Here is a 25,160-nt window from a genome sequence, read left to right as displayed (position 1 = left end):
CCAGAGTGTAGGACTTACCGGCAGGTCACATGGGCCGCGGACGATCCTGCTTGACCGCCCGCAGGACGACGAACTTCGGTTCGCTCGCGACGACTTCGCTGTTGCCGAACAGCCGCCGCAGATGGGTGTGGTAGCCCATGTGCCGGTTGGCGACGATCCACAACTCGCCGCCCGGCCGCAGCACCTTGCGCGACTGCGCGAACATCCGCAGTGCCGTCGCGTCCGTCGTGGCCTGGTGGGAGTGGAACGGCGGGTTGCTCAGCACCAGGTCCACCGAGCCGGGGGAGAGCATCGCGACCCCGTCGCCGACGTGGAACTCGGCGGTGCGCCGGCCCTCGCGGATGTTCGCCCGGTAGGTCGCCCGCGCCGAGGCGACCGCCTGGTAGGACTCGTCGGTGAACACGACCTCGGCGTCCGGGTCGTGGACCTGGACGGCCGTGCCGACGACGCCGTTCCCGCAGCCCAGGTCCACGACCCGGGCGCCATCGGTGTTGGTCGGCAGGTTCTGCAGGAAGAAGCGGGTGCCGATGTCGAGCCGGTCGGCGCAGAAGATCCCGGCGTGGTTGACGACGGACAGGCCGGAGGCCGACCCGGCGTCCTCGTCCACCGTGTAGGTGAGCGGCCAGGGCCCGGCAGACGTGGGGCGGGTCGCCCCCGGGGTACCCGGCGTGCAGAAGATCAGCCGTGCCTTCTTCTCCGCGAGCGAGGTCCTCGTCGGGCCGAGGATCTTCTCGAAGAGGCGCAGCGTGGAGGTGTGGATCTCCTTGACCATGCCGGTGCCGACGACGACGGTGCCCGCGTGCACGTGCGGGGCCAGCCGGTACAGCTGGTCCTCCAGCAGCGCCAGGCTCTTGGGCACGCGCACCAGCAGGACGTCGATCCGCTCGGGCGGCGGGTCCTGGGTCGTCAGCAGGGTCACCGTCGACTTGGACGTTCCGATACCGGCCCGGTCCAGGTTCGCGGCGGTGGCCGCGCGGGTGAGGGCGGAGTCGGTGATCTGCGTCGGGCGGTACGCGGCGAGCGCCGTCGTCAGCGTCCCCCAGCGGTCCCCGAGCACGACGATCCGGCCGGCGGCGGCCAGGTCCACCGGCCCGCGTTCCCCGGTACCGGAGTCGAGGTGGCGCAACAGGTACTCGTCGGCCGCGTCCCAGGCGCGGAGCCGGTCGCGCGGGTCCTCGGGGAAGCGGGTGAGCTCGTAGGAGCCGAAGGGTGTGGTGAGGTGGTTCATATGGGGCCCAGGCTATCGGAGCCGAAGGCCCGACCCCGCATGCGCGGGGCCGGGCGGCCCACTACTCGGGGAACTCGCCGGCCATGGCCGCCGCCATCCGCAAGTACGGACGGGCCTCGGTGGCCCGGCCCAGACGCTCCAGGGTGCGACCGAGCATCAGCTGTGCGTAGTCCTCCACCGGCCAGCGCTCCAGGACGGCGCGGAGCTCGCGCTCGGCGCGGGAGAGCTGGGCGGAGTGGTAGTAGGCGCGGGCCAGCAGCAGCCGGGGCGCCAGCTGCTCGGGGGCCTCGATCGCCAGCGTCTCCAGGATGCGGGCGGCCGTCGCGTACTCCTTCGCGTCGAAGAAGAGCTGGGCACGCGCCCAGCGCTCGGCTGCCGTCCCGTGCTCGAAGTACGTCGTCGGCGCGTTCATCGTGTCCCTTCCGCCGTTCAGGTGGTCCGTCTGCTGCCCCCAACACGCCCCGGTCGTGGAACATTCCGCCCTCCGCGGCCGCGGTCTCGGGACTAGGTTGTCCACATGAGCAATCTCGATCGCCAGCCCGCTCTCTCTGCCTGCGGCGGCCGCGGCTTCGTCGTGGCCGAACCGGTGCGCGAGCTCCTCAGCCCGCGCACGGTCAAGCTCGGAGGGTCCACCGAGGTCCGCCGGCTCCTGCCCAACCTGGGCCGCCGCATGGTGGGCGCCTGGTGCTTCGTGGACCACTACGGCCCGGACGACATCGCCGACGAGCCCGGCATGCAGGTCGCGCCACACCCGCACTCCGGGCTCCAGACGGTGAGCTGGCTGCACGAGGGCGAGGTGCTGCACCGCGACAGCGTCGGCAGCCTGGAGACGATCCGGCCCCGGGAGCTGGGCCTGATGACCTCCGGCCGCGGCATCAGCCACTCGGAGGAGAGCCCGCGCCCGCACGCCCGCTTCCTGCACGGCGCCCAGCTCTGGGTGGCCCTGCCGGACGCCCACCGCAACGTGGAACCGCACTTCCAGCACCACGCCGACCTCCCGCGCGTGACGGCCCCGGGGCTGACGGCGACGGTCATCCTGGGCACCCTGGACACGGCCACCTCGCCGGGCACGGCGTACACCCCGATCGTGGGCGCGGACCTCGCCCTCGCGGCGGGCACGGAAACCCGTCTCCCCCTCGACCCGGACTTCGAGTACGCGGTCCTGTCGATGTCGGGCGAGGCCCACGTCGACGGCGTCCCGGTCCTCCCGGGCTCGATGCTCTACCTCGGCTGCGGCCGCACCGAACTCTCCCTGCGGGCAACCTCGGACGCGGGCCTGATGCTCCTGGGCGGCGAGCCGTTCGAGGAGGAGATCGTGATGTTCTGGAACTGGATCGGACGGTCACACGATGATATCGCGCAGGCCCGCGAAGACTGGATGAACGGGTCCCGATTCGGCGAGGTGAAGGGCTACGATGGCCCTCCGATTCCGGCTCCTGAACTCCCGCCGACGCACCTGAAAGCCAGGGGAAGAGTCCGCTGACCTGCTGGTCTATGTGGGGCGTGGGTCGGGTGCGATGCTTGCTCCTGGCCCTCCGCTTTTGGCTTCGTAGGGGAGGCCGCCGGACTTGGTGCGAGAGCCTTCGACGCCGACGGTCGAGTCTCATGTGTTGCAGGCTGTTACCAAGTTTGGTCGAACGAATGCTGACCTTTTGCTGACTTTACTGACGAGCAGTTAGATCTGGCCGCTGGCTGGCCGAGTCCGGTTGCTTGCGAAGGGCAGTGTGGGTCGCCGCTGCGCCGTCGGCTCCTACGATCGTTCCGTCGGTCTCGGCCAGGGCGTTCGATCCGTGGATGAAGCGTGAGTGGCGGAAATTGTGCGCAAGTGACAACGCCCTTGCCTGTCTAGCTCCCTCCGCCAGGCTGTGACGGAACGTCGTGCGCGCGCCGGAGGCCTACGGATCCGAGGTGGCTGGCTGCTTCAGCGGCGTGCCCTCTCCCGGGAATCGGGCGGCCGCATTCAGAGGCCTACAACCCACAGGGTGCGGGGCCGCTATGAGAGGGCGCCGCCCATGGACTGCTGTTGCGGGGGTCGAGGCCTTCTTGTCCTGGTTGCCGTGGTCAAGATCGAAGGGCAACGTCCAGGTGTTGCTGGACCGGCTCGAAGAGTCCGTACGGGATGTACTGCGGGATCTCCGGCAGGGTCACCCAGGCGACCTCAGCGATTTCGTCGGCGTCCGCCACGTGCGCGGTCCCGCCGACCACCTTGCAGGCCGTGTACGACACTTGCCAACTGGTGATGGGATGGACCCGCTCGTCCAGGCGAATAACGGCGACCACGTCCAGGCCGGCTTCCTCCTTGGTTTCGCGGACGGCGGCTTCCTCGCAGGATTCGCCCGGTTCGACTTTGCCCGCCGGGAACTGCCATGAGAGTTGGCCCTCCTCAACTCGTCGCCGTACGAGCAGTACTTGACCCTCATGAACCACGACGGCCCCGGTAACCCGACGCTGAGGTGGGGCATTGTCATTCAGCGACGTCTCTCGGTCACTCACGGCAGCCACTGCCGTTTGGGGTGAGGAGGGCTTTGGGCGTCGGCGGGACGTCGGGGCCTGGTGACTGTCGCGAGCCCCTCGTCGTTACTGGGATGAGTTGCATGGGGTGTGGCTCTCCGATCCTCATCCCTCGAAGAGCATTTCTTCCACTGCGGTCGGCGCCGTTGCCTCCTGCTGTGCGCGCTCGAACTCGAGCTGCCATGCTCGCGCCTCGGCGTAAGCGACGTGGACCATACTGCCCGGACACAGCACCAGTGCCCGGGGTTCGATCTTGTGGTCCTTGACCGATCCGTACCCGATCCGTTTGGTAGGCAACAAGGCGTGCGGAACGGAGCAAGAGGGACATGGAGCCTTCGGGAGGGTCGCCATGCCACCAGGATGGCCTCATGAGCCCCGGTGCGGCAGGGAGCGCACGAGTGCGCACTGTGGCACGTCGGCGGGGTGGCATCCATTGCGCGGCGAGCTACGGCTTTCATCGTCGGCGTTGCTGCGTCCGTGCCTGGTGCTCGGCCTGGCGGTCCCGCTCGGTACGCGCTTCTGCCAAACGAGGTCGGAGGTCGCAATCGCCGCCATGACGTGCACGTCGGCCTTGAGACGGCGGCTGAGTTCGATGTCACGCCTGATTTGGCCTTCGTTTGCGAACTCGGTGGCGCTGACTTTCGCCTCGCCTGCAAGGACCTTTCCTTCGTAGACGCCGAAGATGTCGACCTCCTTCGTGTCGCCATCGTCGAAGACAACGTCGACGCCGGGGAGGAAGTGTGAGTCGGGGGCGCGTTTCTGCAGGGCGGCGACGACTAGCAAATGGGTGAGCACGCCGTTGTCAACGGCCCGGTCGATGAACCCGTTGAGGCGATACATGATCTCGACGGACTTGCCGTTGTCCCGCCCGTACCTATCCGGTGCCGAGCAGGCGGGGCAGATGGCCTGACTGGTGCTCGCCTGTAGCGGGATGAAGCTGTGCAGTTTGCACTGCTCGCAGTCCAGCCCGAGTCCGCGCTCGGCCCATCCCTGTTCACAGGCCCGTTCCAGAGCGGGGGTCACCTGTTGGGGTCGCCAATGGTTCAGGGCGTTCGTGGCGGAGCGGAACTTCCGGTCCATGCGTCCGCCGAATTCGCGGGCAAGCTCTTTGGCTTCATCCAGCGGGATGCGCCCGGGGAGCCGATGGTCTAGCGCCTTGATGAAGTGCTCGGTGCGCTCCGTCTTGAGGGCGGTAAGTGATTCCACGACGAGCAGGTCTAGAAGGGCGCCGATGTCGGACTGCTGGGTGATGGTGACGCCGATCTTGCCCGGAGTCGACAGCTCGAACTTGTTGGTGGCGTCGTCCAAGAGCCGAGGTACGACCTCCACTAGCTTCGGGATGGTCAGGGTCAGCCGCGGCCAGTCCAACCACGGCAGGGAAACTGGCATCTGTAGTTGGTCGCCGTGCCAGGACGCCGGAAGTCGAATCTGGCCCCTGCCTTGTTCCGTGATCATACGAGCGACTACGGGATGCTTTGGAAGACCGTTGAAGGGCTCTCCGGCAAGGCGCAGCAGACCGGCTGCGGGGTGCTGCAGGGTGACGGGCAGCTTGACGTCGAACCGGCTGGGCCCGGCGAACTGGTGGAAACCGCTGCGCTTCATGGCACCCCATCGGCGATCGAAGAGCCACCCTGAAGAGACGTCCAGGTTGATCGCGTAGGTCAGAGGTTCAGGAGCCTCAGCAAGACGGCTGTGGCGGAGCTCATGGTCGAACGATGCGACGAGACCGGCCTGATGCGCCGCTTCGTGCAGGTCATCTTCCGCAACGCTCTGACTGATGAGGACGACGTCCGGTTGAACGCGGAGCCCCGAGTGGACCTGTGCCAGCCGGATGTCGCGCGCGAAGTTGGTCCAGTTCTTCGGTGCATCGTCGGGGAACAGCAAGAGGGGCATCTCGGTGTGTACGTGCAAGCGCAGAGCACGAGCATTCCAAAACCACAGGACGTCGGGCAGAGAATCCGGCCGGGCAACGACGACAACGATCGGCAGCTCGTCATGCACGTTCTGACTTGAGCGCTGGTGTTCCTGAAAGCCGGCCATGCCTTGCTGGAGGGCCGTAGCGCCGGTGCTTTGTGCGGCACCGAGGAGAGTGTCCTGCGCGGGGATCACGGGACTTTGGTACGCGGCTTCGTCTGGAGCGTCGTAGATACCCGCCACTGCCACGGCCCAGAGCGGTCCCTCCGGATCTGCCCGGAAGCAGGTGTCCGCTGCCGGCCCGATCAGGTTGTGGCAGGCAGCCTCAGGCCGGCTCGTGAACTGCCAGATTCCTGTTGAGCCCATGGCGTCGAGGGCCACGAGCGGAAGATTCCAGGAGTCGGCAAGTTCCTGAGCACGTTCAGGGTTGGCGTTCACATTGACGAGCGCTTGGACATCCGCGACTCGGATCAGCTCCGCCGTCGCGCCGGTGTCGGCATCCGTAGAGGCTTCGATGATCGGCTCGGTCATGCCGCCCCAGCGTTGGGTTGCCGCCCGCACCGCCGCCCGGAAACCGCTCGTGCTGTCTTCAGCGATGAGGTAGACCACCCTCGCGGGAAGAAGGGCTACTTCGATGAGGCGGTGGCCAAGATACTCCTGGTGCTCCATTGAGCCACCCAACCAGAGAGCAGTTCGCGGCGTGGCAGGTTTGCCGGGCTTCGTTGGGACCGAGGCTGTGGCCGTCTTACCGCCAAGGTGCCTGGGCGCGCTGTGCCTGTTGCTGCGCGGAGGCGGCGTCTGCGCGGGCCATGGACAGGAGGTGGGGGAGTCGGCCGGCTGCTTGGGTGTTCCACCAGCAGTGGGCGTCGGGCGAGAACGCTGCCTTGGGGACGTTGTCGATGGCTTCTTGGTACACGGTTGGTGAGTCGTGCCATTCGGTGTCGCCGATCACCCGCAGGGAGCGGCGCGAGAGACCGTCGAGGAGGGTGAAGAGCCGGGGGACTGCCGTGAGACGGTGTTGGCTGGAGCCGGCTGGGCGGACACCGCCTGGATATTGGGCCCAGAGGAGGTACTGGGCCGGCCGATGGAGCACCGAGCCGCTCGCCGTTTGCCACCGCGGTACGTCCATTCCCGCCAGAGGGCCCAATGGCACGTCGTGTGCCGTGGGAAGGGGTACGTGGTCATCGGACCCCTTGATCTGCTTCAGCACGTACCCGGCCGCCCCCGCCATGATCGCGTCCAACAGGGCGTCCTCGTCGTCGAACGACGTCAGCATCAGGCAGGCCAGATCCGGCATGCGGGAGCGCAGCTCACGGCAGACCGAGATTCCGTCACCGTCGGGCAGCCGTACGTCGAGGACGGCGACGTCCGGGCGAAGCGCCGGTCCGCGGGCCGGGGCCTGCTCCGCCGTGCCGCCTCGCCCACCGCGGTGATGTCCCCCTCGGCATCGAGGAGGTCCCGCAACCCGCGCCGGACCACCTCGTGATCGTCGAGGACGAACACCTTGATGGGGGCCTCCGTGGAGGCCCCCGGTACGTCGGACATGTTCGCCGCCTGATCCGGATGACGCTGCGCCTGCTTCCACCCGGATTGTCTCAGAATTTGGTGATATGCACCTGCTAAGCGGGTGAGACGGCCCCGTCGAACTCCATCCGGACGTCGACGACACCCTCGACGCTGCGGATCGCCCGGGCCAGGAGCGGGACCAGAGCCCGATCCCGCAGCGGTCCCCGGAGGGCGACGACTCCGTCCTGCACCGAGAAGTCCAAGCGCGCGCCCGGTGCGAGCTCGGCCAGCACGGCCTGGCGGATTTCCTCCTCAAGTTCCTCGTTGGGACGCAGGAACACCTTCAGGAGGTCGCTGCGACTGACGACGCCCTCCAGCATGCCGACTTTGTTCACCACCGGAAGGCGCTTGACGCCCTTGCGGGCCATGATGCGGGCAGCCTCCGCGGCAGTGGCGTCGGCGTGGACGGTGACCGCGGGGCTCGACATCAGGTCCTCGGCGAGCACGGCGCCGGCCTTGGACGCTTCGTCCAGCTGGTCCGGCAGGATGGGCTCCTCGCGGCGAAACTCTTCCTTGGGGAGGAGGTCTGCTTCGGAGACGACCCCGACGACGCGACCCTCACCTTCCAGGACGGGGACCGCACTGACCTTCCATTCGTGCAACAGTTCGACTATCTCCTTGTAGGACGCCTCACGGCCGATGGCGATGGCGGTGTGCGTCATGAGGTCACTGACGGTGGACTGAGAGGCGGGCATGACCGGCTCCTTCGCCGTGGTCGATCGGTAGGGTCCCGACACTTCCAGTGTCGGCATTCGGACGTGCGCGTCGACAGGGTCCCTGTGGGCCAAGACGGGGACCGACCGGCCCCGTGGTCGGTCCGGTAGGCCCTGTTCGGCGCGTGTTCAGTACGGCCAGGACCAGTCCGCGACTTCCGGCAGGTCGGTGCCGTGTTCGCGGATCCAGTCGTGGTGTCGGATGCGCTGGTCGGCCATGGCTTGGCGCAGTCCTTCGGCGCGGGTCGCGAGGCCGGGTACGCGGTCGATGACGTCCATGACTAGCCGGTAGCGGTCCATGTCGTTGCGCACGACCATGTCGAAGGGGGTGGTCGTGGTGCCGGACTCCTTGTAGCCGCGGACGTGCAGGTGGGGGTGGCCGGTCCGGCGGTAGGCGAGGCGGTGGATGAGCCACGGGTAGCCGTGGTAGGCGAAGATCACCGGCTTGTCGGTGGTGAAGAGGGCGTCGTACTCGGGGTTCGTCATGCCGTGGGGGTGTTCCTCGTGGGGCATGAGCCGGGCGATGTCGACGACGTTGACGACGCGGACGGCCAGCGAGGGGAGGTGCTCGCGGAGCAGGGCCGCGGCGGCCAGCACTTCCATGGTGGGTACGTCGCCGGCGCAGGCGAGGACGACGTCCGGTTCGCGGGAGCCGTGGTCGGTGCCCGCCCACTCCCAGATGCCGGCGCCGCGCGTCACGTGGGTGCGGGCCTCGTCGATGGGCAGCCAGTCGAAGCAGGGCTGTTTGCCGGCGACGATGACGTTGACCTGGTCGCGGCTGCGCAGGGCGTGGTCGGCCACGGCGAGGAGGGTGTTGGCGTCCGGTGGCAGGTAGACCCGTACGACGTCGGGGCTCTTGTTGAGGACGTGGTCGACGAATCCGGGGTCCTGGTGCGAGAAGCCGTTGTTGTCCTGGCGCCAGACGTGAGAGGTGAGCAGGTAGTTGAGGGAGGCGATGGGCGCTCGCCAGGACAGTTCGCGCGAGGTCTTCAGCCACTTGATGTGCTGGGCGACCATGGAGTCGACGATGTGGGCGAAGGCCTCGTAGGTGGAGAAGAGGCCGTGGCGGCCAGTGAGGAGGTAGCCCTCCAGCCAGCCCTGGCAGACGTGTTCGGAGAGGATCTCCATGACCCGGCCGTCGCGGGACAGGTTCCGGTCCGTGGCCTCCGTGATGCCCTGCCAGGCCTTGCCGGTGGCTTCGTACAGGTCGTCCAGCCGGTTGGAGGCGGTCTCGTCCGGCCCGACGACCCTGAAGTCCCGTCGCTCAGCCGTGTCCCGCATGATCTGCGTGAGGAAGCGGCCGAGGACGCGGGTCGGTTCGTGGAGGGTGCGGCCGGGCTTGTCGACGGGGACGGCGTGCTGGTCGAGCGCGGGCAGCGGGAGCGGCCGCAGCAGCCGGCCCCCGTTCGCGTACGGCACGGCGCCCAAGCGGTGCTCGCCGTCCGGCACGCAGGCCAGGACCTGGGCCGTCGGCCGACCGTCGGCGTCGAAGAGCTCCTCCGGCCGGTACGAGCGCAGCCAGGCCTCCAGCTGCTGCAAGTGTGCCGGGTTCTCGCGCACACCGGCGAGCGGGACCTGGTGGGCCCGCCACGTGCCCTCGACCGGGTCGCCGTCGACGTTCGCCGGACCGGTCCAGCCCTTGGGCGTGCGCAGCACGATCATGGGCCAGCGTGCGTACTCTCGGCCGGGGTCGGTGCCCGCCGTCCGTGCCTCTTGCTGGATGAGGGCGATGCGGTCCAGGGCGTGGTCCATCGCGCGGGCCATGGCGTGGTGGACCTGGGTGGGGTCACTGCCGGTCACGTACAGCGGGTCGTGCCCGTAGCCGCGCAGCAGCGCGTCGAGCTCGTCCTCGGGGATCCGGGACAAGACGGTCGGGTTGGCGATCTTGTAGCCGTTCAGGTGCAGGATCGGCAGGACCGCGCCGTCGTGGACCGGGTCGAGGAACTTGTTCGAGTGCCAGGACGCGGCGAGCGGACCGGTCTCGGCCTCGCCGTCGCCGATGACGCACGCGACCAGCAGGCCGGGGTGGTCGAAGGCGGCTCCGTAGGCGTGGGCCAGGGCATAACCCAGCTCCCCACCCTCGTGGACGGAACCGGGGGTCTCCGGCGCCACATGGCTCGGCACCCCGCCGGGGAAGGAGAACTGCCGGAACAGCTTGGCCATGCCGTCGGCGTCGCGGCTCACGTCCGGATACGTCTCGCTGTATGTCCCTTCCAGCCAGGAGTTGGCCAGGACGGCGGGACCTCCGTGTCCCGGACCCCAGACGCACAGGGCCTCCAGCGCACGCTCCTTGACCACGCGGTTGAGGTGCGTGTGCACCAGGTTGAGGCCGGGCGAGGTGCCCCAGTGGCCGAGCAGCCGCGGCTTGATGTGCTCCGGCCTCAGCGGTTGGGTCAGCAGGGGGTTGCCCATGAGGTAGATCTGACCGACGGCCAGGTAGTTCGCGGCGCGCCAGTGGGCGTCCAGCTGCGAGATCGAATGCGCGCTCAACGCGGTCATGTCCGCTCCTGCGTCTGAGGGTCCGGGACGTTCGTCGACGGGGCCGATACCGACACCCTGCCCCTGCTGTGGTGCGGCCGCGAGAGGAGGACCGGCCCTCGAGGAGGGACCGTTGGCCCTTCTGCGCCCCTGCCCAGCACGAGCAAGGTGAATCCCGGTGGCGCCGGTCCTTCCCCCGGCCGGCGCCGCCCAATCCCCGCCGGCCGACCCCGATGCCTCTCGCATCAGTACGGAGGACAGACCTGTGAAGCGCACCCTCGTTGTCGGAGTGGACGGATCCCCGGAAAGCCGGGCCGCCGCGGACTGGGCCGCGCGCGAAGCCGTACGGCGTGACCTGCCCCTGCACGTGGTCCACGCCTGGCTGTGGCAGCCGCTCGCCGTCCCGATCGTCCAGGACCGCGACACCGAATCCCGCCGGGCCGACGACATCCTGAAGGAGGTCGAGCAGGAGCTCACCCACCGGTACCCGTCGCTCGCGCTCACCGCAGAAGTCCTGTGCGACACGCCCGTGCCGGCCCTGCTGCGCACCGCCAAGGAAGCCGAGCTGCTGATCCTCGGCACCCGCGGGCACGGAGCCCTGCTCGGCTTCCTGCTCGGCTCCTACGGTCAGCAGGTGATCGCGGCCGCCGAGTGCCCCGTCGTCTCCGTCCGATCCCGCCACGGCAGGCCGCTGGCCGTGCCGGAAGAGGGCGAGGTCGTCGTGGGGCAGCAGGGTGGAGTGGAGGAATCAGCCGAGGTACTGCGCGTCGCGTTCGAGGCGGCCGCGGCGCGCAAGGTCCCGCTCCGCGCCGTCCGGGCCTGGAACCTGCCCCCGGTGTACGGATACAGCCCCGGCTCGATGTGGATCGCCGAGCAGTTCGGCGGTCTGGAGCCGTTCGAGAAGGCCGCGCTGGACCAGGCGCTGGAGCCGTGGCGGCTGAGGTTTCCCGAGGTGGAGGTCGTCGCGCACGTGGAGCGGGGCAGCGCCGGCCACGTGCTGCTGTCGGAGGCTTCGGACGCCCAGCTGGTCGTCGTCGGCCGCCGGGTCTGCGAGTCGGCGGTGGGTACGCGCATCGGTTCGGTGGCCCATGCCGTGCTCCACCACGCGGCCTGCCCCGTCGCCGTCGTCCCGCACCACTGACGCCGAATCGACGGTTGAAGCCGGGCTCGCCGTCGTGCGGCGTGCCCGGCCCTTACCGTGGGCGGTTCCTACTCCGCGGCCGGGATCGGGTGCCGGCCGGGTGGGGTCAGCGCGTGGCTGGCGATCACCGCGGCCTGGACGCGCCTCTCCACGCCCAGCTTGACGAAGAGCCGCGAGATGATGTTCTTGACGGTCTTCTCCGCGAGGTACAGCCGCTTGCCGATCTCCCGGTTGGTAAGACCCTCACTGACCATGAGGAGGATCTCCTTCTCCCGGTCCGTGGAGCCGGGAAGCCCCGGGACCTGTTCCTCCTTCGGCACGTCGCCGCGCATGCGGGCCAGCAGCCGCGTCGTGGCGCCGGGGTCGAGCATCGACTGGCCCGCGGCCACCGTCCGGACGGCGGTCACCAGGTCGGTGCCGGTGATCTGCTTGAGCACGTATCCGGAGGCCCCCGCCATCACGGCGTCCAGCAGCGCCTCTTCGTCGTCGAACGACGTGAGCATCAGACAGGCCAGCTCGGGCATCCGCGAGCGCAACTCCCGGCACACGCTCACCCCGTCGCCGTCTTGGAGCCGTACGTCCAGGATCGCGACCCGGGGGGCGCAGTGCGGGGATGCGGACCAGCGCCTGTTCCGCCGTGCCCGCCTCACCGACCACGGTCAGGTCGGACTCGGCGTCCAACAGGTCGTGCACCCCTCTGCGCACGACCTCGTGGTCGTCGAGCAGGAAGATGCTGATGGGATCGGTCGCGCCGCTCGCGCTCGTCGCGTGGGAGTGGGCACCGCTGCCGGTCATGACGCAACTCCTTCGCCTGGTTCGTCCCGAACGCACGAACACCGGCATCCTGCCTTCCGTACGGGCGGAACGGACAGGGCCGATAGGCCCGCATCGACCTGCCGCTGCGCGCGGCAGGGCCGGTGTGGGCAGAGGAGGAGGGACCTTCGGCCCTGTCCGAGGGCCTGCCGGGCCTTCCCGAGTGCACTCAGCACCCGATGAACTGCGGGTGCACGGGGAACGGCGCGACTCGACGGAGCCGCACGCAGCGCGGAGGACACCATGACGACCGCCTTGATCGACCTGAGGACCGTGGCACGCGACGACCGCGGCCTGAGGATCGCCCTGGCCGGAGAGCTCGACTTCCATACGGCGGGACGAGTGGAACCACGCCTCGCCGAACTCGCCGGATTCGGCCACCGCAACATGGTCCTGGACTTGTCCGGGATCTCCTTCTGCGACAGCTCAGGCATCGAACTCTTCCTCTGGCTCCACCAGCGCTGCCGTAGCGCGGGCACCCAGCTCCTGCTCCGCGGCGTACCACCCCTGCTGGTCAAGTCCATGCAGGTGCTCGGTGTCGACCGCAGCCTGCCGCTCGCCGTGACGTGATCGAGCGGGCGTCCGAATCTCGCCCCTGGACGGGGACCGTTCGGCCCTGGTTCTCCCGTGGATCGCGGTGAAGGCTGGGACGCGGAAGCCGCAAGGGCCCATCGGGGCCGGACGAAGGTAAGCAGCATGGATCACGAAGGCAACCCGCTACGGGCCCGAGAGGTCGGTGACACGACAGCCCGCCGCTACATGCGGGAGCTGGACAGGGCCGAGGCTCTGTGGCTGCTCTCGACGGTGTCCCTGGGGCGCATCGTCTTCACACAGCACGCGCTGCCCGCCGTCCGACCGGTGAACCATCTCGTCGAGAACGAGGCCATCATCGTCCGGATACATGAGGACGGGGCATTGGCATCCCTGGCGGCACCCGCCGACGCTCCCGGCGTGGTGGTCGCTTACGAAGCGGACGTCATCGATTCCGTCACGCACCTCGGTTGGAGCGTTGTCGTCACTGGTTACGCGAGGGTGGTGTCAGATGCCGACGAGATGGACCGGTACGCGCACTTGCTGCGTCCATGGGTGGCGCACCGGATGACCAGCACCCTGAGGATCCGTCCGGATCTCGTCACCGGGTTCCGGCTGGAGGCGGACCCGACGCAGCACGTGCCCGCGGCCCGGGGCTGACGCCTTGCCCCGGTCCTCAGCCCCCGGTGGGGAGGGGAGCCCGCCAGACGAGCCTTGTACCCCCGTCATCCGGAGTCTCGTGAGTGAAGGAGCCGCCCAGGCTCCGCGCCCGCTCGTCGAGGTTGAGCAGGCCGCTTCTGCGGCCTTGGGCCGGAATGCCCTTCCCGTTGTCCGAGACGGTCAGCACGACCTCGCCCTGGCCCGCCTTGAGGGTCACTCCGACCCGGGTCGCCTGTGCGTGGCGGGCGGCGTTGCTGAGGAGTTCACCCAGCACAGCCATGACGTGGTCGGCTATGTGCGGAGGTACGTCGGTGTCGAGCAGGCCCTCCATGCTCAGACGCGGCGGGTGACCGAGGGTGGTGGCCGCGTCGCCGACGGCACGGGCGGCGCGCGCCCGCAAACCAGGGCCGCCCTCGCGGTCCTTGGTACGCAGCCCGAAGATCGTCGACCGGATGATCTTGATCGTTTCGTCCAGGTCGTCGACCGCCCGGCCGACCCTCTCGGCCGCCCCTTCGTGCTCGACGAGCCGGGCAGCGCTCTGCAAGGTCATGCCGGTCGCGAAGAGCCGCTGGATCGCCAGGTCGTGCAGGTCACGGGCGATCCGGTCGCGCTCCTCCAGCAGTGCTATCTGCTCGGCGTCCCGGCGCCGCTCCGCCAGCTCCAAGGCGAGTGCGGCCTGACCTGCGAAGGCGACGAGCGGCTCCAGCTCGCCCTCGCCGAACGCCGGCTCTCCCGCCGGGCGCGCGAGCAGCAGGACACCTCTGCTTTCGCCGCCCGCGGTGCCCAACGGGACTGCCACGGTGGGCCCCAACCCTTCCTGAATCTGGGACTCAGCGGGATAGCGCTCGTCGGCCCAGGCTTGCACCGCTGTGACGGGTTTGCCGGCGAGGTGCGCCGCTCCTGCGAGCGTGCCCGCGAAGGGGACGACGAGACCTTGCCGCTCGGCTCCGTCCGCATCGGCCGCGAACTCCACGACCAGGCCGTCGATACCGGCCACGGGCATGGCGATGTCTGCGAGGCGTGCCGCGGTGATCTCTTGTGCGCGGCGGGCGATGAGCTCCAGCACCGCCGGGCGGGAGCTGCCGGACAGCAGGCTTTCGGTGATTTCCGCATTGGCCTTGAGCCATCGCTGCTGGCGCTGCGAGCCCTCGTAGAGCCGTGCGTTGTCGATCGCGACACCCGCCGCCACCGAGAGGGTGGAGATCACCGTCTCGTCCTCGGTGTCGAAGTCGATTCCGCCACGCTTGTCGGTCAGATAGAGATTGCCGAACACCTCCTCGCGGACCCGGATCGGCACACCCAGGAACGTACGCATCGGCGGGTGATGGGCCGGAAAGCCGTAGGACGAGGAGTGCGCGCCGAGATCCGTCAGGCGCAGCGGTTCCGGGTGGTGGATGACCTCCCCGAGCAGGCCGTGGCCCGCCGGCAGGGGACCGATCTCGGCGATCTCCGCATCCGTGAGCCCCACGGTCAGGAACTGTGAGAGAGTCCGGCCGTCGGGGCCGATCACTCCCAGCGCGCCGTATTCGGCGTCGACGAGCAGCGCGGCCGCCTCCACGATCCGCCGCAGTACCTGGGCGAGATCCAGCTCCCGCCCCACCGACACCACGGCTTCCAGGAGGCTGTGCACCCGGTCGCGGGTGCCGCGCACCTCGTCGATGCGCGCTTGGAGCTCGTCCAGCAGCTCGTCCAGCCGCATCCGCGGTACCTGCGTCAACGGATCCCTCACACCCACGTGCTTCCCCTCCGACGGCTCGCTCGGTTGCCCGATCCACGGTCAGCGTATCGACACGCCCGGGCCCGATGGGCATCGTTGCGCGCGGATGCCAGCCGAGACTGACGTGACCGAAGCGCCGGACGACGACGGGGAGGATGCGCCATGGGCCTGAAGAAGGCGGTCTACGAGGACGAGCTGCTGCGGCTCCAGACGGAGCTGATCAAACTCCAGGAGTGGGTGCGTGCGGAGGGCGCTCGGCTCGTGGTCGTCTTCGAGGGCCGCGACGCGGCGGGCAAGGGAGGAACGATCAAGCGTGTCACGGAGCACCTCAACCCCCGTGTCGCACGCATCGCGGCCCTGCCCACGCCGACGGAGCGGGAGCGCAGCCAGTGGTACTTCCAGCGCTACGTCGAGCACCTGCCCGCCGCCGGTGAGATCGTCGTGTTCGACCGCAGCTGGTACAACCGCGCCGGAGTCGAGCACGTCATGGGCTTCTGCACACCGGCGGAGCACCGGCTCTTCCTGCGTCAGTGTCCGCTCTTCGAGCGCATGCTCGTCGAAGACGGGATCCTGCTCCGCAAGTACTGGTTCTCCGTCAGCGACGCAGTGCAGGAGGAGCGGTTCCGCGCCCGGGCGAAGGACCCGCTGCGGCGCTGGAAGCTCTCCCCGATGGACCTGGAGTCCCTCACGCGCTGGGAGGCCTACTCGCGGGCCAAGGACGAAATGCTCGTCCACACCGACACGGCGGACGCCCCCTGGTACGTGGTCGAGAGCGACGACAAGCGCAGCGCGAGACTCAACATGATCGCCCACCTGCTGTCCTCGCTTCCCTACGCGGACGTGGCCCTGCCTTCACTCACCCTGCCGCCCCGTCCTCCTTCCACCGGATACCAGCGTCCTCCCAAGGACCTGCAGAACGCCGTCCCCGACCATGCGTCCACGCTCGGCAAGGGCTGAAGGGCGGCGGATGCCGACGCGGAGTTGCCGAGTGCACCGTCAGCGAGGAGCGCGATGTCCGCACGTGGAAAGCCGTCCCTGCTGCCTCTCGGACTCCGGGGGTACCGCCAGGCATGGCTCGGCCGGGACGCACTGGCCGGCATCACCGTTGCCGCATATCTGGTGCCCCAGGCCATGGCTTATGCGGGGGTGGCCGGGCTGCCACCGGTCGTGGGGCTCTGGGCCGTGCTGCCGGCCATGGTCTTCTACGCCCTGATCGGTTCCTCACGGCTGCTGTCGGTGGGACCCGAGTCGACCACCGCGCTGATGACGGCCGTCGCCGTGGGGCCGCTCGCAGGAGGGGACCCGGGCCGGTACGCGGTTCTCGCGGCGGCCCTCGCCGTGGTCGTCGGCCTGGTGTCGCTGGCGGCCTGGGCCGTGCGCCTCGGGTTCCTCGCCGACCTGCTCTCACGGCCCGTGCTCGTCGGCTACCTCGCCGGTGTCGCCCTGATCATGATCGTCGACCAGCTGCCCCGGCTCACCGGAGTACGAGCCACCGGCTCCGGCTTCTTCTCACAGCTGTACACCTTCGCCCTCAACGTCTCGGACGTTCACTGGCCGACCGTCGTCCTGGCCGCCGCTGTGCTCGTCCTGCTCCTGGTGGCGCCGAGGTACTGGCGGACGGTTCCGCGTCCCCTGCTCGCCCTTGTCGCCGTCACCGCCCTGGTGGCGGCATTCGGGCTGGACGAGCGGTACGGGATCGCCGTGATCGGATCCGTACCCTCCGGGCTGCCCGTGCCCGCGCTGCCGACCCCCGGCGACCTTCCGCAGCTGGTGATCCCGGCGCTGGGCGTCCTTCTCGTCGGCTACTCGGACGTGATCCTCACCGCCCGGGCCTTCGCCGACCGGGGCGACCCGCTTCCGCTCGACCCCAACCGTGAGCTGCTCGCCCTGGGGGCGGCGAACCTGGGGGCGGGCCTCATGCACGGGTTCCCCGTCAGCAGCAGCGCCAGCCGCACCGCGCTGGCCCAGTCGGCGAAGGCACGGAGCCAGGCCTACTCCCTGTTCGCCGCACTCGCGGTACTGATGGTCCTCCTCTTCCTGGGGCCGCTCCTGGCTCACACTCCGAGCGCCGTCCTCGGCGCCATCGTGGTCTACGCCGCCGTCCGCCTCGTCGAAGTGGGCGAGTTCCGGCGTCTCGCGGCCTTCCGCCGGCGCGAGCTGCTGCTGGCGCTCGGATGCCTCCTGGGTGTTCTGGCCCTCGGCATCCTGTACGGCGTGCTCGTCGCCGTGATCCTGTCCGTGGTCGAGTTGCTGGCCCGTGTGGCCCGCCCGCACGACGCCGTGGAAGGCATGGTGCCCGGGCTCGCCGGCATGCACGACGTGGACGACTACCCGACGGCGCGGACGGTTCCGGGGCTGCTGATCTACCGCTACGACTCGCCGCTGTTCTTCGCCAACGCGGAGAACTTCCGCCGCCGTGCCCTGGCAGCGGTCGACGAGCAGCGGTCTCCGACGCGCTGGTTCGTCCTCAACACCGAGGCGAACGTGGAGGTGGACATCACAGCGCTGGACGCCGTGGAGACACTCCGCCAGGAACTCGAGGACCGCGGCATCGTCCTCGCCCTGGCCAGGGTCAAACAGGAACTCCGCGAGGACCTGGACGCTTACGGCCTGACCGCCTCGGTGGGCGCCGACCGCATCTACCCGACCCTGCCCACGGCTCTGGAGGCCTATCGGGCATGGGGCCGCGGGGCAGGGTTCGCGGCGGAATGAGCAGGACCTGCCGCCCCGAAAAATGCCGCCCGGCCCCTGCTGGTGACTGAGTCGGCGGAATGCGGTCCGGGCGGTTCGGGTGTTCGATGGGATCGTCTGCCGCCGTGCGCCGGGGGCGGCTGCCCATGGCGGGGTGAAGTCTTTGGCTCAGCATCCTGCGAAGACGGGAGCCCATGTGAGAAGGATTCCGTTGGCTTCCGTGAGCGAGGTCCACCTCGGTTCAGTTGGCCGCTTCTCCAGGGCCAGGACGGGGCATACCCGAATGTCGGTGCGCCCGAGCTGTAGTTGGTGCGTGTAGTCGAGGACTTGCCCGATCCCCAGGCGAATCTGCTGATCCTCACTCGCGCCGGTCAAGCTCTTGACCTCGGCGATGAAGATGTCATCGCCACGTGACCAGCCGGCGTCGAATCGTGGGGCATTGCGTGCGTGCCCGCGTACCTCGACCTGCTGGTAGGCCAGGTGCTCGATGAGTGCGGCGATGGTTGCCTCGTGAGCCCTGGTGCCCCTGTCGAGGTGATCGAGGTCGAGCGACAGGGCTCCGGTTCCGTGCTGCCCGACCTTGCGTCGATGAAGGGGGCCGCCCAAGATCCCGTCTCCGGAGCGTGCGAGGACGAAGACGCCGCCGTCCGCGCCCTGAGCCCGTTGCAGCTCTCGGCAGGGCGCGGGATTTCCATCGATCAAGTCGACGAATCCGTTCCCATCCACCACGCATACGTGATGTCCTTGTTCGCGTTCCCGTGCGGCGAGGACCAGTTTCTTGCTGTACTCCCGGTGCGAGTCGGTTACGAGCTGACTGGCGAGATCACCGTGGACGACGACGGTGATCTTTCGGGAGAAGTCCGGCTTGGAATTCGCACCGAACTGCTGGATCATCTCCTCGCAGTCCTTTCGAATGACCCATTCGCCATCCATGAGGACTTTGCCGGTGAAGCAGAGGGTTTGCTCGCTCAAAGTATGAACCCAGCCGTCGCAGGGTTTGACGTCCATGAGGCCTCTCCATGTGTCGGGACCTTGCGCAACGGTGACGGCGCTTGCATACGCGCCCTGGAATTTCGAGGGTGGATTCCTGGTGACTGGTGATATGTCGTGGCGGACGGCAGCGGACTGGGAGTTCCTAGCCCTTGCCGGGCGGGCCCTCGAGCTAGGCTTGATGGGTTCCTCGGCCGCAGTTATCAAATTCCGTTCCAGCTCCCGCACGAATGGCCTAACGATGTAGCGGCTGGATGGTCACTTAACTGCAAGAAGACCGGATCTCGCTGCCGATTCCGACATTCGCGCAGACCCTCAGTGTGTTCTCGACGTCTGTGTCGTCGTAGAGCGGTTTGGCGGGGCGGTCGTGGAGGTCCGCCGCTGTACGTGCCCGTCACCGAGTGGCGCGTTCTGGGGCGCCGCCATGTATGCCGCGCGGGACCCCTGCCGGCCGCCCGTGGCCCTTGCGAGGCACGCAGACCTCTGACCGCGGGTGTCCCTCGTCCCCGCCGCGTTCGTTTCCCGACCGTCGCCATACAGGGCCGAAGGGCCCTGCGAAGCGACCGAACAGGTCCTCCCGGAGAGTGCCGACCGGCCCGCCACCAGGGACTGTTGCCGCCGGGCATGAGGGGGCGCAAGTGACAGAGTTCAAGTGCTCCCCGAGGCGCCCCCAGAGGACGCCCGGCCGGGCGCACATCCCATTACGGCGCCCGTCGAGCGCACCTTCCGTCTCACCTCCGGGGGACCCCATGACGTTTCACGTCGACTCCGAGACCGGCCGGCTGCGGCAGGTCATCCTGCACCGCCCCGACCGTGAAATGACACGCCTCACACCCACCAACAAGGACGAGCTCCTCTTCGACGACGTGCTGTGGGCCAAGCGCGCCCGCGACGAGCACGACGCGTTCGCCGATGTCCTGCGGGACCGCGGAGTGCGCGTGCACCTCCTCGCCGACCTGCTCACCGAGACGTTGGACGGCATCGAGGCACGGCAGCTCGTGCTGGACCGGGTCTTCGACGAACGCGAGTTCGGCATCCTCGGCACCGACCGGCTCCGCACGCACTTCGACTCCCTGGAGCCGGCCGCCCTGACCGCCTGCCTCATCGGCGGCGTCACCAAGGCGGAACTGCTCGAGCGTACGGGCCCGATACCGAGCGTACGACTGCACGCCATGGCGCCCGACGACTTCCTCCTAGCGCCGCTGCCCAACCATCTGTTCACCCGCGACACCTCGTGCTGGGTGTACGACGGCGTGAGCGTCAACCCGATGAACAAACGGGCACGCCGCCGTGAAACGGTTCACTTCGAAGCCCTCTACCAGCACCACCCCCTTTTCGCGAAGGGGGAGTTCCACCGGTGGTCCGACGGACAGGCGGCCTATCCCGCCACCATCGAGGGCGGCGACGTCCTGGTCATCGGCAACGGCGCGGTGCTCGTCGGCATGAGCGAGCGCACCACGCCTCAGGCCGTGGAGAATCTCGCCCTGCGCATGTTCGCGGCGGGTTCCGCCCAGCGGGTCGTGGCCGTCAGCCTGCCGAAGAGCCGCAGCTTCATGCACCTCGACACGGTCATGACGATGGTCAGCGGCGACACCTTCACCCGATACGCCGGCCTCGGCATGCTGCCTTCCTCCACGATCGAACCCGGGACCGGCGGGGAGGGGCTGAGGGTCACCGACCACGCCCCCGAGGACATGGACCGGGCCATCGCCGACGCGCTGGGTCTGCCGTCCATCAACGTCCTCACCCCGAGCCAGGACCTGCGGTCCGCCGAGCGGGAGCAGTGGGACGACGGCTGCAACGTGCTGGCCGTGGAACCCGGCGTGGTCGTCGCCTACGAGCGCAACGTGACCACCAACACCCACCTGCGCAAGAGCGGTATCGAGGTGATCACCGTTCGAGGCAGCGAACTCGGCCGGGGCCGTGGCGGCCCGCGGTGCATGACCTGTCCCATCGAGCGCGAGGCCGCCTGACCACCCCTCCCGCGCCCCCGCGTCCCCGTCATCCGCCCGCCGCACACACCCCGTACACATCAAGGAGCCCGCCATGCACGACGACCTGCACCAGCGCCCGTTCGTCAAGGAACTCGACTTCACTCCCGAGGAGTTCCGCCACCTGCTGGAACTCTCCGCCTCCATCAAGACGGCCCGCCGCGAGGGACGCGAGGAGCAGCGGCTGCGCGGCAAAAACATCGCCGTCATCTTCGAGAAGACGTCGACGAGGACCCGATGCGCCTTCGAAGTGGCCGCGCACCAGCAGGGCGCGCACGTGACCTACCTCGACCCGGCCGGCTCCCAGCTCGGGCACAAGGAGTCCATCAAGGACACCGCACGCGTCCTCGGCCGCTACTACGACGGGATCGAATACCGGGGCAGCGACCAGCGCCTGGTGGAGGAGCTGGCCCAGCACGCCGGCGTTCCGGTCTGGAACGGCCTGACGGACCAGTGGCACCCCACCCAGTCGCTCGCCGACGTGCTCACCATGTGGGAGCACACCGACAAACCGCTGAACCAGGTGTCCTTCGCCTACCTGGGCGACGCCAGGAACAACGTCGGCAATTCCCTGCTGATCGTCGCGGCGATGCTCGGCATGGACGTACGCATGGTCGGCCCGCGATCCCTGCACAACGCCTCCGACGTCGTCGACCACGCGCGGCGGGCGGCGGCCGTCAGCGGTGCGCGCATCACCCTGACCGAGGACGTGACCGAAGGCGTGGCCGGCGTCGACTTCGTCTACACCGACGTATGGCTCTCCATGGGAGAGCCGCCGGAGATGTGGGACGAGCGCATAGCCCTGCTCAAGCCGTACCAGGTGACAGCGAAGACCCTGGAGGCGACGGGCAACCCGGCGGTCAAGTTCATGCACTGCCTTCCGGCCTTCCACAACAGCGACACCACCGTCGGCGCCAAGATCGCTGCGCGGACCGGCATGACCGCACTGGAGGTCACCGACGAGGTGTTCGAGTCCTCGCACTCCATCGTGTTCGACCAGGCCGAGAACCGGCTCCACACCATCAAGGCCGTCCTCGTCGCCACCCTCGGCGACTGAACCGGCATCCCCTCGACCTCCGGAGAACACGTCATGCGTGTAGTCGTCGCATTGGGCGGCAACGCCCTGCTCCGCCGCGAGGAGCGGCCGGACGCCGCCGTACAGCTCGCCAATATCCGCGCTGCTGTGTCCGCGCTCGCCCCCCTCGCGCACGAGCACGAACTCGTCATCACCCACGGCAACGGACCTCAGGTCGGCGTGCTCGCTCTCCAGAGCGCCGCCGACCGCTCCCTGAGCAGCCCCTACCCCTTCGACGTCCTCGGCGCGGAGACCCAGGGCATGATCGGCTACTGGCTGCTCCAGTCCCTGCAGAACGCCCTGCCCGAACGGCAGGTCTGCGCCCTGCTCAACCAGACCCTCGTCTCCGCGGCCGACCCCGCCTTCACCGACCCGGCCAAATTCGTGGGCCCGGTCTACGACCGGACCGAAGCGAAGCGACTGGCCGCCGAACGCGGCTGGACGGTCAAGCAGGACGGTGCCCACTGGCGACGCGTCGTACCGTCCCCCCGTCCACAACGCGTCGTGGAAACACGGCTCATCCGGCTGCTGCTCAACTCGGGAGCGGTGGCCGTGTGCGCAGGAGGCGGCGGCGTACCGGTGATCCGAGACGAACAAGGGCAGCTGACCGGCGTCGAAGCCGTGGTGGACAAGGACCTCACCGCCGTCCTCCTGGCCGAGGCGCTCGACGCCGACGCGCTCCTGCTCCTCACGGACGTTCCCCACGTCTCGCTCGGCTACGGCACCCCCGGCGCCGAGCCCATCGGACGGACCACACCCGCAGTTCTGAGAGCCCAGCAGTTCCCCGCCGGATCCATGGGACCCAAGGTCGACGCCGTGTGCCGGTTCGTCGAGCTCACCGGCGGAATGGCGGCCATCGGCGCTCTCGAAGACGCCCGAGCCATCCTCGACGGAGCCGCCGGCACCGTCGTCACACCCAGCGGCAGCTACCGCGAAGCCCGCCACGACGGAACACAGGACCTGACATGACTCTGCAGAGCGCACCCGCATCCCCACAGCCGGCCAGAGCCAGAACGGACTCCAGCGCGCCCGACGCCCCACGGCGGCGGCTTCGGTTCCCGTCCGCCTTCACCGTCCTGATCGTCGTCACCGTCGCAGTCTGGGCCCTGACGTTCGTCATCCCCGCCGGCCGCTACGACACCAAGGACGGCAGCCCCGTACCGGGCACCTACCACTCCGTAGAACTGACCACCGGATTCTGGGAGCGGCTCAAAGACCTGTTCCTCGCCCCGGTCAACGGTCTGTACGGCGTCACCGACGCCGGGACCGGCCTCACCGCACCTGGCGGCACCGGCTCCTTCGCGGGCGCGGCGGGCGTGTTCCTCTTCATACTGGCCGTGGGCGCGTTCATCACCGTCACGATGCGCACCGGGGCACTCACGACGGGAGTGGCGCGCCTCGCGCAGCGTCTGCACCACCGCAGGACCCTGCTGCTGGTGGTCCTGCTGACGGTGTTCTCCCTCGGCGGGACCACGTACGGCATGGCCGAGGAAACCCTAGGCTTCTACGGGCTGATGATCCCCCTGATGCTGAGCCTGGGCTACGACCGCATGGTCGCTGCGACGGTCGTCATGGTGGGAGCCGGGGTCGGCACCCTCGCCTCGACCGTCAACCCCTTTGCCACCGGAGTGGCTTCCGACAGCGCCGGCATCGGCACGGGAGACGGCATCGTCCTGCGACTGGTGATGTGGGTCTGCCTGACGGCCCTGGCAGCCGCTTACGTCGTGCGCTACGCCCGCCGCGTCACCGAGGACCCCTCCCGGTCGCTGACACCCCTCACCGAGGACGACCTCCGCATCAAGGCCGAGGGTGGCGAAGCGGCGAAGCTCACGAGTCGCCAGCGCACGGTCCTGGGCCTCTTCGCGACCACGTTCCTCTTCATGATCTTCGCCGTCGTCCCCTGGTCCGATCTGCACGTCACCTTCCTGCCCACCCTCGGCTGGTACTTCCCCGAACTCGCCGCCCTGTTCATCGTTGCGGCGGTCGCCGTGGGGCTGGTCGGCGGCCTGGGCGAGAAGGGAACGGTGAACGCCGTCACCGCCGGCGCAGGGGACTTCATCGGAGCGGCGTTGATCGTCATGCTGGCCCGGGGAGTCACGGTGATCATGAACAACGCCAGTGTCACCGACACCATCCTCGACGTCCTGCAGAGCGCGGTGGCCGACACGTCCTCCGGAGTGTTCGCCGTACTGATGTTCGCGGTGAACCTCCCGCTGGCCTTCTTCGTCCCCTCCTCGTCCGGCCACGCGGCCCTCGCCATGCCCATCCTCGCCCCCCTGGCCGACTTCGCCGGAGTGAGCCGGGCTCTGGTGGTGACCGCGTACCAGTCGGCTTCCGGATGGGTGAACCTCGTTACGCCCACCTCGGCCGTCGTCATGGGAGGCCTCGCCCTTGCCAAGGTCCGCTACGACCGGTACCTGCGCTTCATGGCACCACTGATGGGTGCTCTGTTGGTGGCCGTCGCCGGATTCCTCGCACTCGGTGCGGCAGTGCGCTGAATCGCTACGGGGCAGGCAAGTGGCCGGCTGGTCGGGACACCGACCAGCCGGCCACCGTCGTGTGCCCAGCACGAGGCGGACCTGTGGGCTCCGCCGGACGGCGCCAACAGGGCCCTGGGCGCTCCTCTGAGCCGCGACCGTGAGCTCGGGCAGGGCATGGTGTCCCGTGGCCGCTCAAGGTGGTGGGGCCTCATGCCCGGACTGCCGGCCATCGGAGCGACTGCACGGGCGTGATTCCCGTCCTCGCTGTGGACTGGCAGTGCGACAGCGCCGACGGGCCACTGGTGGGGCGCTCGCCCCACCGGATGGCCGTCTCGCTGCGGCTACCGATGCGGATACGCTCGCGGCGTCGGGCGGCCGCCCATCGGGGTTTGGCAGGCTTGAGAGTTGCGTCGGCGCAGACGGGCGGGCAAGGCCTGCACGGACGCTTTGGTCGAGGTGGTGGGGACGCGCGGGGACTGCCGCAACGGTCCTTCCCGGCCGGCCTGTGGACCCGGACCGACCGCCCCATCGCGCCCCTCGCCGCAGTGGCTTCCGTCTTTTCCACCCGGTACGACAAGCAACGCACCGACCACTGCGATCGCAGCACACCAGGAGCCCTCGTCGCGCAGCTGCGCGACGAGGGCTCCTGGTGTCAAGGGGC

At 68.9% G+C, this 25,160-nt stretch carries 18 protein-coding genes and 2 pseudogenes; 10 read left to right on the top strand and 10 right to left on the bottom strand.

Annotated elements, in window-relative coordinates:
- Positions 1–25: 25 nt before the first annotated feature.
- Both ACIQK6_RS07405 and ACIQK6_RS07400 read right to left on the bottom strand, forming a co-directional pair.
- On the bottom strand, positions 26–1,228 hold the full coding sequence (locus ACIQK6_RS07405) for a methyltransferase (RefSeq protein ID WP_329096525.1): 1,203 nt from the start codon (positions 1,226–1,228) through the stop codon (positions 26–28).
- Between the two features lie 61 nt (positions 1,229–1,289).
- Positions 1,290–1,640, bottom strand: coding sequence for a tetratricopeptide repeat protein (locus ACIQK6_RS07400; RefSeq protein ID WP_329096524.1), 351 nt, complete (start codon positions 1,638–1,640; stop codon positions 1,290–1,292).
- Between the two features lie 105 nt (positions 1,641–1,745).
- On the opposite strand from ACIQK6_RS07400, the gene ACIQK6_RS07395 reads away from it, so the two are divergent.
- Positions 1,746–2,711 carry a pirin family protein gene (locus tag ACIQK6_RS07395; protein WP_402694463.1) on the top strand — a complete coding sequence of 322 codons (966 nt, stop codon included), beginning with the start codon at positions 1,746–1,748 and terminating at the stop codon, positions 2,709–2,711.
- A gap of 578 nt (positions 2,712–3,289) precedes the next feature.
- On the opposite strand, the gene ACIQK6_RS07390 is transcribed toward ACIQK6_RS07395, so the two are convergent.
- The 5 genes and pseudogenes from ACIQK6_RS07390 to ACIQK6_RS07370 form a co-directional block, all read right to left on the bottom strand.
- Positions 3,290–3,700 carry an NUDIX hydrolase gene (locus ACIQK6_RS07390; RefSeq protein ID WP_402694525.1) on the bottom strand — a complete coding sequence of 137 codons (411 nt, stop codon included), beginning with the start codon at positions 3,698–3,700 and terminating at the stop codon, positions 3,290–3,292.
- A 405-nt stretch (positions 3,701–4,105) separates the two neighbouring features.
- Positions 4,106–6,322 carry a hypothetical protein gene (locus ACIQK6_RS07385; RefSeq protein WP_402694462.1) on the bottom strand — a complete coding sequence of 739 codons (2,217 nt, stop codon included), beginning with the start codon at positions 6,320–6,322 and terminating at the stop codon, positions 4,106–4,108.
- Between the two features lie 514 nt (positions 6,323–6,836).
- Positions 6,837–7,198: pseudogene (locus tag ACIQK6_RS07380) on the bottom strand (response regulator transcription factor); the annotation flags it as partial.
- Between the two features lie 74 nt (positions 7,199–7,272).
- Entirely contained in the window at positions 7,273–7,914 is a 642-nt protein-coding gene (locus ACIQK6_RS07375; RefSeq protein ID WP_329096513.1) for a CBS domain-containing protein, read from the bottom strand.
- Between the two features lie 147 nt (positions 7,915–8,061).
- The gene (locus ACIQK6_RS07370; protein ID WP_329096511.1) at positions 8,062–10,431 is read right to left on the bottom strand and encodes a phosphoketolase family protein; all 2,370 of its coding nucleotides are present in this window, start codon (positions 10,429–10,431) and stop codon (positions 8,062–8,064) included.
- 244 nt (positions 10,432–10,675) lie between these two features.
- On the opposite strand from ACIQK6_RS07370, the gene ACIQK6_RS07365 reads away from it, so the two are divergent.
- Complete coding sequence (locus tag ACIQK6_RS07365; RefSeq protein ID WP_402694461.1) at positions 10,676–11,551, top strand: universal stress protein; 876 nt, start codon at positions 10,676–10,678, stop codon at positions 11,549–11,551.
- Positions 11,552–11,619: 68 nt separating this feature from the next.
- On the opposite strand, the pseudogene ACIQK6_RS07360 reads toward ACIQK6_RS07365, so the two are convergent.
- Positions 11,620–12,346: pseudogene (locus ACIQK6_RS07360) on the bottom strand (response regulator).
- 261 nt (positions 12,347–12,607) lie between these two features.
- On the opposite strand from ACIQK6_RS07360, the gene ACIQK6_RS07355 reads away from it, so the two are divergent.
- Entirely contained in the window at positions 12,608–12,934 is a 327-nt protein-coding gene (locus ACIQK6_RS07355) for an STAS domain-containing protein (RefSeq protein ID WP_329096506.1), read from the top strand.
- Between the two features lie 126 nt (positions 12,935–13,060).
- On the top strand, positions 13,061–13,555 hold the full coding sequence (locus tag ACIQK6_RS07350) for a pyridoxamine 5'-phosphate oxidase family protein (RefSeq protein WP_402694460.1): 495 nt from the start codon (positions 13,061–13,063) through the stop codon (positions 13,553–13,555).
- Between the two features lie 16 nt (positions 13,556–13,571).
- Here ACIQK6_RS07350 and ACIQK6_RS07345 read toward each other — a convergent pair whose 3' ends face one another.
- Entirely contained in the window at positions 13,572–15,254 is a 1,683-nt protein-coding gene (locus tag ACIQK6_RS07345; RefSeq protein ID WP_402694524.1) for a GAF domain-containing protein, read from the bottom strand.
- A 180-nt stretch (positions 15,255–15,434) separates the two neighbouring features.
- On the opposite strand from ACIQK6_RS07345, the gene ppk2 reads away from it, so the two are divergent.
- Both ppk2 and ACIQK6_RS07335 read left to right on the top strand, forming a co-directional pair.
- The gene (gene ppk2 / locus ACIQK6_RS07340) at positions 15,435–16,229 is read left to right on the top strand and encodes a polyphosphate kinase 2 (protein ID WP_329096501.1); all 795 of its coding nucleotides are present in this window, start codon (positions 15,435–15,437) and stop codon (positions 16,227–16,229) included.
- A gap of 54 nt (positions 16,230–16,283) precedes the next feature.
- The gene (locus ACIQK6_RS07335) at positions 16,284–17,984 is read left to right on the top strand and encodes a sulfate permease (protein WP_329096499.1); all 1,701 of its coding nucleotides are present in this window, start codon (positions 16,284–16,286) and stop codon (positions 17,982–17,984) included.
- Between the two features lie 147 nt (positions 17,985–18,131).
- Here the strand turns inward: ACIQK6_RS07335 and ACIQK6_RS07330 are convergent, their stop codons facing one another.
- Complete coding sequence (locus tag ACIQK6_RS07330; RefSeq protein WP_402694459.1) at positions 18,132–18,971, bottom strand: hypothetical protein; 840 nt, start codon at positions 18,969–18,971, stop codon at positions 18,132–18,134.
- Positions 18,972–19,702: 731 nt separating this feature from the next.
- Between ACIQK6_RS07330 and ACIQK6_RS07325 the strand changes: the two genes are divergently transcribed.
- The 4 genes from ACIQK6_RS07325 to ACIQK6_RS07310 all read left to right on the top strand — a co-directional run bounded on the left by ACIQK6_RS07325 (position 19,703) and on the right by ACIQK6_RS07310 (position 24,517).
- Positions 19,703–20,926: an arginine deiminase gene (locus tag ACIQK6_RS07325; RefSeq protein ID WP_326746965.1), complete on the top strand. Its 1,224-nt coding sequence runs from the start codon at positions 19,703–19,705 to the stop codon at positions 20,924–20,926.
- Positions 20,927–20,999: 73 nt separating this feature from the next.
- Positions 21,000–22,001, top strand: coding sequence for an ornithine carbamoyltransferase (gene argF, locus ACIQK6_RS07320; RefSeq protein WP_329096493.1), 1,002 nt, complete (start codon positions 21,000–21,002; stop codon positions 21,999–22,001).
- Between the two features lie 33 nt (positions 22,002–22,034).
- Positions 22,035–22,988: a carbamate kinase gene (arcC, locus tag ACIQK6_RS07315; protein ID WP_402694458.1), complete on the top strand. Its 954-nt coding sequence runs from the start codon at positions 22,035–22,037 to the stop codon at positions 22,986–22,988.
- Positions 22,985–24,517 (top strand): YfcC family protein, encoded by a 1,533-nt coding sequence (locus ACIQK6_RS07310; protein WP_329096490.1) that lies wholly within the window; start codon positions 22,985–22,987, stop codon positions 24,515–24,517. Before arcC ends, ACIQK6_RS07310 begins: the two co-directional genes overlap by 4 nt.
- Positions 24,518–25,160: the final 643 nt, after the last annotated feature.

It is taken from the genome of Streptomyces sp. NPDC091682, assembly GCF_044756625.1.
In the GTDB taxonomy this organism is placed as follows: Bacteria; Actinomycetota; Actinomycetes; order Streptomycetales; family Streptomycetaceae; genus Streptomyces.
The sequence above is the reverse complement of the archived record's forward strand: the minus strand, read 5'-3'. Positions and strand labels throughout refer to the sequence as shown.